The 12,698-nt window shown below is 63.0% G+C and carries 12 protein-coding genes; 6 read left to right on the top strand and 6 right to left on the bottom strand.

Translation table 11 applies throughout. The features are described 5' to 3' along the window. Positions 1-62: 62 nt before the first annotated feature. Positions 63-977 (bottom strand): malate dehydrogenase, encoded by a 915-nt coding sequence (mdh, locus tag NLK60_RS09790; RefSeq protein ID WP_254807612.1) that lies wholly within the window; start codon positions 975-977, stop codon positions 63-65. 198 nt (positions 978-1,175) lie between these two features. Between mdh and NLK60_RS09785 the strand changes: the two genes are divergently transcribed. The 3 genes from NLK60_RS09785 (at position 1,176) to NLK60_RS09775 (ending at position 2,943) form a co-directional block, all read left to right on the top strand. Then, positions 1,176-1,640, top strand: a complete 465-nt coding sequence (locus tag NLK60_RS09785; RefSeq protein WP_254807611.1) for a TIGR00725 family protein — start codon at positions 1,176-1,178, stop codon at positions 1,638-1,640. 74 nt (positions 1,641-1,714) lie between these two features. Next, the gene (locus NLK60_RS09780; RefSeq protein ID WP_254810459.1) at positions 1,715-2,164 is read left to right on the top strand and encodes a GNAT family N-acetyltransferase; all 450 of its coding nucleotides are present in this window, start codon (positions 1,715-1,717) and stop codon (positions 2,162-2,164) included. A gap of 83 nt (positions 2,165-2,247) precedes the next feature. Further along, complete coding sequence (locus NLK60_RS09775; RefSeq protein ID WP_254807610.1) at positions 2,248-2,943, top strand: Sjogren's syndrome/scleroderma autoantigen 1 family protein; 696 nt, start codon at positions 2,248-2,250, stop codon at positions 2,941-2,943. 18 nt (positions 2,944-2,961) lie between these two features. On the opposite strand, the gene NLK60_RS09770 is transcribed toward NLK60_RS09775, so the two are convergent. After that, positions 2,962-3,378, bottom strand: coding sequence for a thiol-disulfide oxidoreductase DCC family protein (locus tag NLK60_RS09770; protein WP_254807609.1), 417 nt, complete (start codon positions 3,376-3,378; stop codon positions 2,962-2,964). A 122-nt stretch (positions 3,379-3,500) separates the two neighbouring features. Then, entirely contained in the window at positions 3,501-6,032 is a 2,532-nt protein-coding gene (locus tag NLK60_RS09765; protein ID WP_254807608.1) for a DEAD/DEAH box helicase, read from the bottom strand. 86 nt (positions 6,033-6,118) lie between these two features. Between NLK60_RS09765 and NLK60_RS09760 the strand changes: the two genes are divergently transcribed. Both NLK60_RS09760 and NLK60_RS09755 read left to right on the top strand, forming a co-directional pair. Then, entirely contained in the window at positions 6,119-6,625 is a 507-nt protein-coding gene (locus NLK60_RS09760; protein ID WP_254807607.1) for a TspO/MBR family protein, read from the top strand. A gap of 50 nt (positions 6,626-6,675) precedes the next feature. Continuing rightward, positions 6,676-7,947: a TIGR00341 family protein gene (locus NLK60_RS09755; RefSeq protein WP_254807606.1), complete on the top strand. Its 1,272-nt coding sequence runs from the start codon at positions 6,676-6,678 to the stop codon at positions 7,945-7,947. Between the two features lie 13 nt (positions 7,948-7,960). On the opposite strand, the gene NLK60_RS09750 is transcribed toward NLK60_RS09755, so the two are convergent. Together NLK60_RS09750 and NLK60_RS09745 are read right to left on the bottom strand one after the other, a co-directional pair. Further along, complete coding sequence (locus NLK60_RS09750; protein ID WP_254807605.1) at positions 7,961-8,335, bottom strand: hypothetical protein; 375 nt, start codon at positions 8,333-8,335, stop codon at positions 7,961-7,963. A 223-nt stretch (positions 8,336-8,558) separates the two neighbouring features. After that, positions 8,559-9,686, bottom strand: coding sequence for an ORC1-type DNA replication protein (locus NLK60_RS09745; protein WP_254807604.1), 1,128 nt, complete (start codon positions 9,684-9,686; stop codon positions 8,559-8,561). A 116-nt stretch (positions 9,687-9,802) separates the two neighbouring features. Here NLK60_RS09745 and NLK60_RS09740 point away from each other — a divergent pair, with 116 nt between their 5' ends. Next, complete coding sequence (locus NLK60_RS09740) at positions 9,803-10,462, top strand: hypothetical protein (RefSeq protein WP_254807603.1); 660 nt, start codon at positions 9,803-9,805, stop codon at positions 10,460-10,462. Positions 10,463-10,539: 77 nt separating this feature from the next. On the opposite strand, the gene NLK60_RS09735 is transcribed toward NLK60_RS09740, so the two are convergent. Then, positions 10,540-12,579: a MutS-related protein gene (locus NLK60_RS09735; RefSeq protein WP_254810458.1), complete on the bottom strand. Its 2,040-nt coding sequence runs from the start codon at positions 12,577-12,579 to the stop codon at positions 10,540-10,542. Positions 12,580-12,698: the final 119 nt, after the last annotated feature.

Raw genomic sequence — 12,698 nt, 5'->3', positions numbered from 1 at the left:
TCGAGTGCGACGCAACGAAAACGAGACGCTAGCCTCCCGGTGAAAACCGCCGTTCGTCGCTCTCAGGCGATTTTCTCGTACTGCTCGGTCAGCTTTTCGGCGGCTTCGCCGAGCTGGTTGCGCTCGTACTCCGAGAGGTCCCACTCGACGACCTCCTCGACGCCGTTGGCACCGAGTTTGGCCGGGACACCGAACGCGGTGTCCTCGTGGCCGAACTCGCCCTCGAGTTTCACGCTGGCGGGGAGGACTTCGCCGGTGTCGCGGATGACGGCTTCGACCATGTGGGCGACGCCAGTGGCTGGCCCCCACTCTGTCGCGCCTTTCTTCTCGATGACGTTCATCGCGCTGGTCTGGAGTTCGTTCAGAATTTCCTCGCGTTCGTCGTCGTCGAAGGTGAGGTCCTGGCCGTCGACGCGCACTTTCGAGAAGACGGGTACCTGTGCGTCGCCGTGTTCGCCGAGAATCGTCGCCTCGACGTTCTGAACGGGGGCGTCAAAGCGCTGGGAGAGCACGTACCGGAAGCGCGCGGAGTCGAGTCGGCCACCGAAGCCGATGACTTGCTCTCGAGCGCGGTCGCCGACCTCGTAGAGGTGACGGTTCAGCAGGTCGACGGGGTTCGAGGTCGTGATGGTGACGAAATCGTCGTTGTACTCCGCCAGCGAGGAGCCGATGTCTTCCATGATGGGGGCGTTGTCACCGGCGAGGTCGATACGCGTCTGGCCGGGTTTGCGGGGAATACCGGCCGTGATGACGACCACGTCGGAGCCTTCGGTCGCCGAGTAGTCGCCCTGGCGGATCACGGTGTTCGAGTCGTAGGCCGCGCCGTGGTTGACGTCCGCCGCTTGCCCGACCGTGGTGTCTTCCATGTCCGGAATGTCGACGAAGACGAGTTCGTCTGCAATCCCGCGCAGTGCGATGTTGTACCCCGCTGCCGCACCGACAGTGCCAGCCGCGCCGATCACGCTAACTTTCGTCATACCACGTGGAGGTTTGCCTGCCCAGGCGTTAAATCCGTCGGAAATTGCCAATTTGTCCCCTCGAGACACCCCGTTTTCACCTCGAGGAGCACGCCCGTCGGCCATCGTTCAGGACTGGCGACACTCGAGGCCAGCCGAACGAATCGATGATGCGGTCAAACCGAGCCAGCCTTGTGGACTCGCGACGCGCTCTCTTGCATGCGCGTCAGCGTTATCGGTGGCGGTTCGATCACGGACGAACAGGCGACTCGAGCCGAGGCGCTGGGTCGGGAACTGGCTCGGCGCGGCCACACCGTCGTCTGCGGCGGTCGTGGCGGGACGATGGAAGCCGTCTGTCGTGGCGCGAAAGCCGAAGGGGGCCAGACCATCGGTATTCTCCCCTCGAGTCGTCGCACGGAAGCGAACCCCTACGTCGATGTCCCCATTGCGACGGGGCTGGGTCACGCTCGAAACGCTCTGGTCCCGCTCAACGGCGACGCCGTCATCGCCCTGCCTGGGGGCGCGGGGACGCTCACCGAAATCGGCTTTGGCGCTATCGCTGACCGACCGCTCGTGAGCCTCGGGAGCCACGATGTCGGTAGTCTCGGCCTCGAGATCACGACAGTCGAGTCACCGACGGCGGCTGTCGAAGCGGTCGAACGGGCTCACGAGGGTGGTGAGTGAACGGCTCGCACCAGCGGCGAGACTGTGAACCGGGCTTCGACAGCATTTTCGCCCCGCTCGCCCTCCCTCGAGGCATGACTGAAATCGCGAGCCAGGAGCCACTCGTGGACATCCCTGGGTATCGTCTCGAGGAGAAGCCACCGACGCCAGCGACCTTCGTCGCCCTGCGGGACGCTGCGGGCATGGGCTCGCGGTCGCTCGAGGCAGCCGAACGCGGCCTGCCAAACTCGGTGTACGCGGTGCACGTCGTCCACGGGGACTCTGGCGAGACCGTCGGGATGGGGCGAATCGTCGGCGACGACGGCGCAGTGTATCACATCTCGGATATGGCCGTCCATCCCGACCATCAGGGTCGGGGCCTGGGGACGGCGATCATGAACGCCCTGTGGGGCTACATCGAGACGACCGCACCCGACACCGCCTACGTCAATCTGGTCGCCGACGTCGATGGCTTCTACGAGCAATGGGGGTTCGAACCCGTCCAACCGGCCTCGAGGGGCATGGCGGTTCGTCTCGAGGAATAGCGGTCCTTCTCACGAGTCGCTCCATCGGACAAGGCGCGACACGGGTCGTAGCTTTTTCGACGTTCCCCGTCCATAGCACGGATATGAGCGATTTCGACAAGGAAGCCGAGCGCGAAAAACTTCGCAAGAAGTACGAGAAGGACAAGCAAGACCGCGAGGCGACCCAGCGGATGAGCGACCTCTTGCTCAAGGGTGCGACGATGACGAACAGCCACTGTAACACCTGTGGCGATCCGCTGTTTCGACAGCAGGGGACGACGTTCTGTCCTAGCTGTCACGGCGGACCAGAGGGTGTCGATGCCTCGGTTCCACCAGCTGATGATGAGACGCAGACGGAGACTGATCCGGCAACGGATTCCGGACCGGCACACGCGAATTCACCTCAGTCGGTCTCCGATTCGGCGGATGGTCCCCAGGAGGCTATTTCACAGCAGGGACAGCCACCACAGCCTCAACAGGAACAGCCACAACAACCTCAGCAGGGGCAGCCACCACAGCCCCAACAGGGACAGCCACAGCAAGGTGCGCCTTCGAGATCCCAACAGGGTACCGGCTCTGCCTCGAGTGAGCCACAGCGCGAGACTGCGGGCACTTCCAACGGATTTCCCGCTGGTAATCCAGTCCCTGGCGCCGATATCGACGACGCCACAAATGCCCTCGTCGCAGCCCTCGAGCGCTTCGCTCGAGCGGGGGCACAGGCCGACGATCCGCGAGAGGCAAAAGAATGTCTCGAGGCGGCACACGAGGCGGCGGCGGCGCTTTCGACGCTTCGGGAGTAACGACTGACCGTTCACTGCTCACTCGAGAAACCGTTCCTGAATGTTGCCCGTGGGCATCATACACTGGTCTTTCTTGCCGAACCAGCGATAGCGTCGGGCGGCGACGAAATCGTACGCCCAGTTACGAAGTCGACGCGGGAGGACTCGGAACGGCCACAGCAGCCGGTACGGCAGGCCAAGGTGGTAGGCCGTCCGCAGGACGGCTCCCGATTTGACGTAGACATCGTCACCTTCGATCAGGACGACCGACTCGAGGGCGTCTGTCGGCAGGTCGTGGCGCTCGAGGAGTTCCTGGCCGACGTCGGATTGAAGGGAGGCGAAGTAAAATCGTTCCTCGGTGTCCCGGGGAGCGATGTACTGCACGAACCCGTTACAGAGGTTACAGACGCCGTCGAAGAGGATTATCGGGTCCTCGTCTGGTATCTCGGGCGACATCTCGATTGAAACTTCGGTCTTCGGATACCTCAGGGTTCCGATTGCCGACCGCACCGAGGCTCTCGACGGGTCAGGTGCGGTGTTCCAGCGCTCGAGCCATCACGCCCTACCTGCTATGTTCGTCAGGACGAATCGGACCCTGCGCTCGAGCCGTCACCCGCTCCCGTGTACGGACTGCCGATGACTTCGCGCATTCGCTCGGCGGTCACCGTCCCGACGCCGTCAGCCGCCTGCAACTCGTCTTCGCTGGCGATCATAACGGCCTCGACCGTGCCAAACTCCTCGAGCAGCGACCGGGCGGTAACGGGGCCGATTTCGGCAATCGAGGAGACGACATACTCCTGTTGTTCGCTGCGTGTTTTCGTCCCTTTTTCGCCGTGGACGGATACCTCGCGGTCCTCGAGTTGCTGTTCGCGTTTGGCGATGGTCGCCAGCAGTTCCGTCGTGTCGTCTTCGCCTTCGGTTCGGAGGATGCTCGCACCGAAATCGACGGCCAGACTCGAGAGCGCGCCACGAATCGCGTTCGGGTGGATGTCACGTTGCTCGTAGAGGCCTTCGCCTTCGACGACGACCACGGGTCGAGCGTAGTGTCTGGCCATCGCGCCCACCTGCTCGAACACCGAGCGGTCGCCGCCGACCAGCGAGTCGACGAAGTCGGCGACGGACTTTCGCTCGACGGCGACCCGGTCGGAGCAAATATAGTCACCGACCTCGAGCGTCTCGAGTCGGATCTCGATTTCCTCGCGTCTCGAAAGGTCACGAGCGATGTTGGCGTCCATCTCGCGCTGATCGGCGACGATTTCGACCGTGTCGCCGTCGGCGCTGGGGACGTGGCGCTCGGGCTGGCCGTGTTCGTCTGCTGCTGGTGCGGTTTCCCCGGATCCATCCACGTTCGATTCGTCATCTGGGGACTCGCCAGCATCGTGCTCATCGTCATCGCTCGAGTCGGTATCACCAGCGAAATCCTGTAACCCTGGCTGTTGGCTAACCCCCTGGGTTCCACTCGAGGACCCGCTTCCATCCCCGGGTTTTCCGCCATCTCCGTCTACTTTCGCTCCGGTGTCGAACGCGGCCAGTGATTGTTGGGAGTCGTCGAGTTCGGCCTCGAGGTCGCTGGCCATTCCCTTCAGTTCGCGCAGTTCGCTCTCCATCTCTTTTTCGCGACGTCTCGAGATCCAGAAGTAGGCCTCGTCGCGGGTATCTTCGGCCATCAACACGACGACGCGCCCCTCGGATTGGCGGCCAGTTCGGCCCTTGCGCTGAATCGACCGGATGGCTGTGGGTACGGGTTCATAGAAGAGAACGAGGTCGACTTCGGGGACGTCGAGGCCCTCCTCGGCAACCGACGTCGAGACCAGCACCTCGAACTCGCCGGCGCGGAAGTCGTCGAGGACGTCCTGTTGTTGGGTCTGGGTCATTCCATCCGACCCCTCGCGGTTGCCCTGCCCGACGAACCGCCGGGCGTCGAAACTCGACTGTAAGAACTCGGTCAGCGCTTCGGCCGTATCTCGCGACTCAGTGAAGACGATCACCCGCTGGCCTCCCTCGAGTCCCAGGGTCTCGGCGAGTAGCATCCGGGTCTTTCGATACTTCGGATGGAGTTCGTCGAACGACTCGGCCCGACGCATCGCCTCGCGCACGCGCGGGTCACTCACGAGTCGCTGGCTGGCTTTCGAGGCGCCCGAACTCCGTGCCTGGTTTCGCTGGCGCTCGAAGTACCGGCGCAGGGCTTCGACGCTCTGGGTTTCGACCAGCGTCACCGCCTGTCGAAGCTTCATGATCTCGGCGTGGACGGACATGCCTTTGAACCCTTCCGACTGGTCGTTGTTGATGAGTTTCTGGAGTTCCGCACGCATCCGGTTGAGATCCTTCTGGGACTGGTCTGGTCGGGTCGAACGCGCGACACCCAGTTCTTTCAGCTTCTCGAGGCGCTCGGAAATCACCTCGTTGAGCGCGTCCCTGATCTCGATGACTTCGTCGGGCAACTCGATTCGTTCCCACTCGAGGTCGGTGTCGTGGGTAAATTCGCCGACGTCGGCGTCGTCTTCGGTCATCACCTCGACCTCGCGCAGGCCGAGGTTGGCACAGACCTCGAGGATTGCTTCCTCGTCGCCGCCGGGGGAAGCGCTCATCCCGGTGACGAGCGGGTCCGTGGCGTCGGCGTGGTACCGTTCGGCGATGTAGTTGTAGGCGTAGTTGCCCGTCGCTCGGTGACACTCGTCGAACGTAATGTGGGTGACGTCGGCGAGCGAGACCCGGGAGCCGACGAGGTCGTTTTCGATCACCTGCGGGGTTGCCATGACGACGGTGGCGTCTTGCCACAACGCCGCCCGGTCGTCGGGGCTGACGTCACCGGTAAAGACGACGATCTCCTCGTTGGGAATCTGGAGTGCCTCCCGATAGAAGTCAGCGTGTTGCTGGACCAGCGGTTTTGTCGGCGCGAGCATGAGGGATTTACCACCGACTTCGTCCAGTCGGCGTGCCGTAACGAGCAGGCTGACCGTCGTTTTGCCGAGCCCCGTCGGAAGACAGACGAGGGTGTGATCGTTTGCAGCCGTCCCTGCGAGTTTCAACTGATAGAGTCGACGCTCGAGGAAATCCGACTCGAGGAGGGGATGTTCGATCGAGGGCGGGCTCTCGTCCGTCGCGGCCATTATCACTCATTTGCGGTCCGCTCGGTTAAGGATTGAGATACCACGGTGAAAGTGAACGGTAAGGGCAGAGAAACCGTACGGTGGTCATGGGATCTGTTGACGATGGAGCGACTGGCGGCGTGCCGTCTCGAGCGACCGTCCTCGAGGTGCTGGGGTTCGTCGTCGCCATCAACGCCATCGGCGCGAGTCCGGCGCTCGTGTTTTCACCTGACAGCGCCTGGTTTCGCTCGCTCGAAAAACCTGCCTACTATCCGCCGGAACTGGCGTTTCCGATCGTCTGGACGCTGTTGTTCTCCCTCATGGGTCTCGCCCTCTGGCTCGTCTGGCGATCCTCGAGTTCTGGGCGCTCCCTCGCCATCGGTATCTTTACCATACAGATGGCCCTCAACGTGGTCTGGACGCCGGTCTTTTTCGGCCTCGAGGCACTCGGTTTGGCGGTCGCCGTGATCGTGTTACTTTGGGTGGGAATCGTCGGGACCATCGTCGCGTTCGCCCGGGTCGACCGGCGTGCGGCCCTGATGCTCGCCCCGTACCTCCTGTGGGTCTCCTTTGCAACGGTTCTGTCGTACGAACTGTGGCGACTCAACACGTGATCGGACGCCACAGCACAGGCTTTTTCGCCTCACCCTTCGTGTGAGCACTCGTGCGACTGGTTCAGATCACGATTCCGACGGGCAAACGCGACACCGTTCGCCGGCTCCTCGAGGAGGAGGGTTTCGATTACACCTTCACCGACGAGACGAGCGACCGGGAGTACGAAACCGTCGCCTACATCCCACTCCCGAAAGCGGGAGTCGAACCAGTCATGGACAAGCTCAAGGCTCTCGGGATGAACGAGGAGGCGATCACGGTTGTTCTGGAGGCCAATACGGTCGTCTCGGCCCATTTCGAGGAACTCGAAGAACGGTACGAGGAAGAGACGAGCGAGGAGCGAATCGCTCGAGAGGAACTGCGCTCGAGTGCAAATGCACTGTTGCCGGCCCGTCGGAACTACGTCGTATTGACCGTTGTCAGCGCACTCGTGGCGACCGCCGGACTGTTGCTCAACTCGGCCGCGGTCGTCGTCGGCTCAATGGTGATTGCGCCGCTGGTCGGGCCCGCGCTTGCGGCCAGCGTCGGCACCGTCATCGACGACTACGAACTCAGGGTTCGTGGAGTCGCCTTGCAAGCCCTCGGGGTCGGCTGTGCCATCGCGAGCGCAGCGATTTTCGCTGGTATCGTCCAGTTTGCAAATCTCGTCCCGCCGGGAATCGACGTCCTCTCGATCGAGCAGGTCAGAGAGCGGCTGGCACCGGACTTTCTGGCGCTCGTCATCGCACTCGGGGCGGGCGTCGCCGGTGCACTGAGCCTCTCGACGGGGGTTTCGGCCGCGCTCGTAGGCGTCATGATCGCCGTTGCGTTGATTCCGCCGGCCGCCGTCGTCGGTATCGGTATCGCCTGGGGTGAGCCCACACTGGCGCTCGGGTCAGGAATTCTGGTCCTGGTCAACGTCCTCTCGATCAACATGGCCGCGCTGGCCGTGCTGTGGTATCAGGGGTACCGACCTGACTCGTGGTTTCGCGCGTCGGATGCACGGATGCAAACCCTCACCAGAATCGCCGTACTTGCCGGTGTTATCCTCGTCCTTTCGCTCTTTCTCGGCGGCGTCACCTACGCGAGTTATCAGGGGGCCCTCGAGGAGGAAACTATCCGTGAGGAGACGGAGGCGATCCTCGATGAGCACGAAGAGTTGACCATGATCGAATTCGAGGCCGAACGCGACGACAACCCGTTACAGGCAAGTCCCGACCGTGTCGTGGTGACTGTCGGCATCGAACCGGGGGCCGAAAGACCGCCGATTGCGAGCGAGTTACGCGAACGCGTCGGCGCCGACGTGACTATCGAAGTTCGGTTCGTCGAGATCCAAACCGAGTGACCGGCTGGACCGGTCAGCCCGACTCGTGTGCCGCCGACGCTCGGGTACGGTCAGTAGCGTACTCCAGAGCCGCATCGAAGGTATCGGTCCCGGAATACTGGGTCTCGAACAACTTCATAAACCGTCTGGCGAGGTCGTCACATCCCTCGAACCTGAGCACGTGACGGATCGTCTCCGATTCCGAAAACTCGAGACCCGGATACGTCGTCGTCGTAATCGCATACCCCGGTCTATCTTCGCCGTCGATGGAGGCGGGTGCGACCCGAACGCGCAGGTCACCGGAGTCGTGACGGTAGGTTCGATACTCCATTTCACGGTCGCTGTCTGCGGGCGTGTACTGTCGACGTTGTTCGACCGTCCAGCCAGCCGGCGGCTCCTCGTCGCTCATCGACGGGGTTTACGCCACGCCTGTAGACGTTCGTATCGACTCGAGCAATATTCTCTTTGTCTGGTTATTTTTCGTCTTGATGGTCGGTTTTCACGACGAAATATGCATGAGTTGTGGACGTTTGTCAGCTATATGCGTCCGCGACTGATGATCAATGCGAGCAGGTTCGAAAACAACGGGGGGCTCGTCACTCACAAAGACGCTTCGGCGTCGGTGCCGACGCCTATAGGCGGTCGGCTATGGCATCCGCGTCGTACGCCAGCGTCAGCGCTCGAGAGCGTCCGCGGCCCTCGATCTCGGCGTAATCAGCGTCGATGAGACCGAGCTGGTCGAGTTTGTTGACGATCTCTGAGTATCGAGTGTAGCCGAGGTCGGTCCGTTCGCGAAACCGGTCGTAGACGTCGCCGGCCTGTGCGCCATCGTGCTCGAGTAACACCTCGAGCAACGCGGCCTCGTTGTCGGTCAGGCTGTTGAGACTCCGGGAGAGATTGATGTACTTCGATGTCTCGTAGGCCGTTTCGACGTCCTCGAGTTCGACGGTCTTGCTGGCGCGCATTTCGGCGTTGAGGCCGGCTCGTCGAAGGAGGTCGATGCCGACCCGGAGGTCGCCGCTGTCGGCGGTCAATCCCCCGACTCGCTCGAGGACGTCGGTTGCGACGACGCCGTCGTGGAAGCCGCGGGTGACTCGCTCGCGGAGGATATCGACGATTTCGGGCTGGTCGTAGACGGGGAAGTAGATGTCTTCGGGTCGGAAAACGCTCTGAACCCGGGTATCGAGTTCGTCGATGACGTCGAGGGAGGGGTCAGAGGAGATGACGACGACGCCGATTTTCGCACCGGGATGTTCCTCGTGGGCGCGCAACAGCGAGTACAGGGTATCGGAGGCCTCGTTCTCGTAAAACAGGTAGTTGACGTCGTCGAGGGCGACAACGAGGACTCGGTCGTCGTCGACCAGTTTCTCGGCGATCTGCCCGAATAGTTTCTTGAACGAGATGCCCGACGATGGTGGCTCGTAGTCGAAACTGCCCTCGAACAGTCGTGAGAAGACGGCATATCGGGTTGCGTTGACCTGGCAGTTGACCCGGATGGTCTGGACGTCTCGCGTCTGAGCACCGACTTCGTCGAACAGTTTCTGGACGGCCGTGGTCTTCCCCGTTCCGGGTGGCCCACGGATCATCACGTTCAGTGGCCGAGAGCCACGAACTGCCGGCCGCAACGCGTAGGTCAAACTCTGCATCTGGGACTCGCGGTGGCGGAACGTCTCCGGAACGTAGTCGATTTCGAAGACGTGCTCGTTGCGAAACACGGACTCGTCCCACGACAGCATGTCCTCTCCGGAGTCCCCTGTCATTACTTTCACCACGCTCTCGAGACCACTTAGTTGTTTGCGGTGTGTCGGGTTTCGGGGCCGAATTCGCCCGTCTTCCGCCGAGACTTTATATACGAACCCGCGGCCAGCGTGGCCCAATGAGCACGTTACCGACCGACCCGAACAAACGGCTGGCCGCTATCGGTGGCGGCCTCCTCATCGTGAGCGCTTTCCTCCCGTGGGCGACTATCGACGTCCTCGAGACGTCAATGTCTTCGAACGGACTGACAGGCATTGGTTACAGCGCCCCGCTCACCGGCTGTGTCGCCCTCTGGATGGTCTACTTCCGAGAGTGGCGACCCTACGAGGCGAAAGTGACCGCAGCCGCCGGTGGCATCTCGCTCGTCTCACTGGGTATCATTTACACCTCCCTCGAGAACGTGTTCGCCGTCGGCCAGCCCGCAAACCACGTCAGCGTCTCCCCCGAAATCGGGCTGTACGTCGCTGCCCTCGCCGGCGGGCTGGTTACCCTCGGTGGCTATCGGGGTCTGCAAGCGTTCGGCTCCGGTTCCACGGCCGTCTCGAGCGATACGGCCACTCCCTCTCCACCCACCACAGCCACATCTTCATCACAATCCGCGCAAACGAGTCCTTCTACCGGATCCACGGCCACAGACCAGCCCGTAGGTGCCACCAGCACGTCCGGGCCGGAAACTGTGACAGCGTCGCCACAATCGGGGCCGCCGACAAACGACACCACCTCCGGGCAGGGCCACTCGAGCCCCGAACCATCCGCCACGCAGTCGGACGCTCGTTGAACGCGAGACTCGAGGCAGTGGTGACTGGTGTCTGGAGGAGTACTGGTAGCGGAGTCAGTGACTGGTGTTCCGAGGAACTAACCCTCGTCCTCGAACTTCTCGAGCAGTCGGTCGTAGAAATCGCCGTCGCTCTCGCCGGCCAGTTTCTCGACGATGAGTTCGGGTGTCGACCGGGCGAGGTGGTCGGGAACGGGCGACCGGTTGACTTTCAACTCGCCGTCGACGAGGCCGACGGCCTCGATACCGTCGACCGCGATGTCGGCTGTCGACACGTCCCGAATCTCGCCGGCCAGGTGGGAGACGAATACAGCTGTCGACCCGTTTTCGGTCAACGCCTCGAGGATACCGGCGATAATCTTCGCACTCGCTCCGGGTTCGGTGATGCTCTCGAGTTCGTCGACCAGCACGAGCGAGCCGTCGCTGCCAGTTGCGAGGTCTGCGAACTCTCTGACGGTCGATTCGAACGCTCCCGCATCGAGGGTGCCCTGTGTTTTGGCGTGATAGTGAATGTCGTCGAAGCGCTGGATACGAACCTCGTCTGCGGGGACGGGCAGTCCCATGTGGGCAAGGATAACGACGCTCGCAACGAGGTCGAGCGTCGAGGTCTTGCCACCGCTGTTGACGCCGGATAACAGCGTCGTGCCCGAGACGCGGTAATCGACCGGGTCGATTTGGTCCAGCGGTTCCTCGAGCAGGGGGGAGCGTCCGCCTTCGATGGCGAACCCGAAGCCGCCTGCCGTATCGCCAGCTGTCTCCCCCGTGTCCGCTTCCTCCCAGACGAACCTCGGGAGCGTACAGTCGAAGTCACGAGCGAATCGGGCAATCGCCAGTTCGACGTCCACCTCGAGGACGCTTCGAACCAGCGCCGTTGCCCCCTCGCGCTGGGCGGCCAGGTCGGCGGCCAACTCGCGTTTCAACCGGGTAGCGCGACGGTCTCGAGCCGCGACCAGTTCCTCTCGAAGGCGTGAGCAGGCGTTTTCGTCCCGTTCGACGGGGTAGGTCGGTTCGTCCCCGAACACCCGGCGGGCGAGTTCTGCTTCGCCGGTATCGAGGTCGAGCACCTCGACAAGGTGTTCGCGGGCCGCCTCGACGGCGTCGGCGTACTCGTCGGCGAGCTCTCGAGAGAGCAGCGAGTCGACGCCAGCGCCGCGTTCGACCAGCGAGAGCAGGTCGGCACCTTCGATGGTGACGTCCTGTCGCTCGATGGCGTCCCGAAGCCGGTCGTTCGCGACGCTTTCGCTCATCCCGACGACGGCATCGAGGTCGTCGACGGCCACGCTGAGCCTGTCGAGTTCGTCGTCGCCGGCGACCGAACCGTCGTCTTCGAGTCGCTCGAGGCCGTTTTCGAGCGCCGACAGGTCCACCTCGGTATCCGGAAGCGAGTCGCCCTCGAGCGCGCGGGCGGCGCGGATAGCGGCGCGAAGCCGCTCGCGATTGCGGGCGAAAAACGCCAGCGGGCGTTCCGGAACGACGTCTGCCGGCTCCTCGAGTGCGTCTGGACGCACGCGAACGTCACCGCTCACCTCGACGCCGGCGAACGATTCGTCGATGGCGATGACGGTCGCGTAGCCGCGGGCGAGTTCGGCCAGTCCCTGGGCGTCTTCGACGACTTCGACGGAGAGTTCGGGGATCGCCTCGCGTGCTTCGGCGTACCGTTCGGCGTCCGTGGTCGCGAGACAGCGGTCGCGGACGGCGACGTCGCCGGGTCGCTCGAGCGGTTCGACACCCTCGAGCGCCTCGAGGACGGCGTCGTTCGGTTCCCGTTCGATGGCCGTCCGAACGAAGGTCTGACTCTCCTCGATTCGCGAGCGACGGGGGCTCGGATACAGCGTTTCGAGGCGGTATGCAGCGTAGTTCGTGACGGTTCGTTCCTGGAGCAAACCGAGTAGCGTCCGATAAATCTCTCTGGCTCGATTCGTCGCGAGAAAGCCTCCCGGGTCGTCGTGTCGTGCCCTGATTGCGCCGCGAGCGATGCGTGCAGCCCGGCCGACGGAGATGCCGGGTGCGTCGGCCAGGGCGGCGACATCGCCACGCTCGAGCACCCCTTCCGGGTCCTCGAGGTCGCTCAGTGCGCGGGCGGTCTTCTCGCCGACACCCGGAATCGACTCGAGATCCATTGCCATCGACCGGGATGTCCCGCCGAGATGAGAAAAAGGTCCCGCCCGTGAGTTGGTCGAGTCGATATTCCACGCCCTGCGACGAAAGGCCCTAATTTAAGACTGCGGATCAAGCAGGA

Source organism: Natronosalvus amylolyticus (assembly GCF_024298845.1).
GTDB classification, from domain to species: Archaea; Halobacteriota; Halobacteria; order Halobacteriales; family Natrialbaceae; genus Natronosalvus; species Natronosalvus amylolyticus.
Note: the sequence above shows the minus strand (reverse complement) of the source record. Positions and strands in the feature narration are given on the sequence as shown.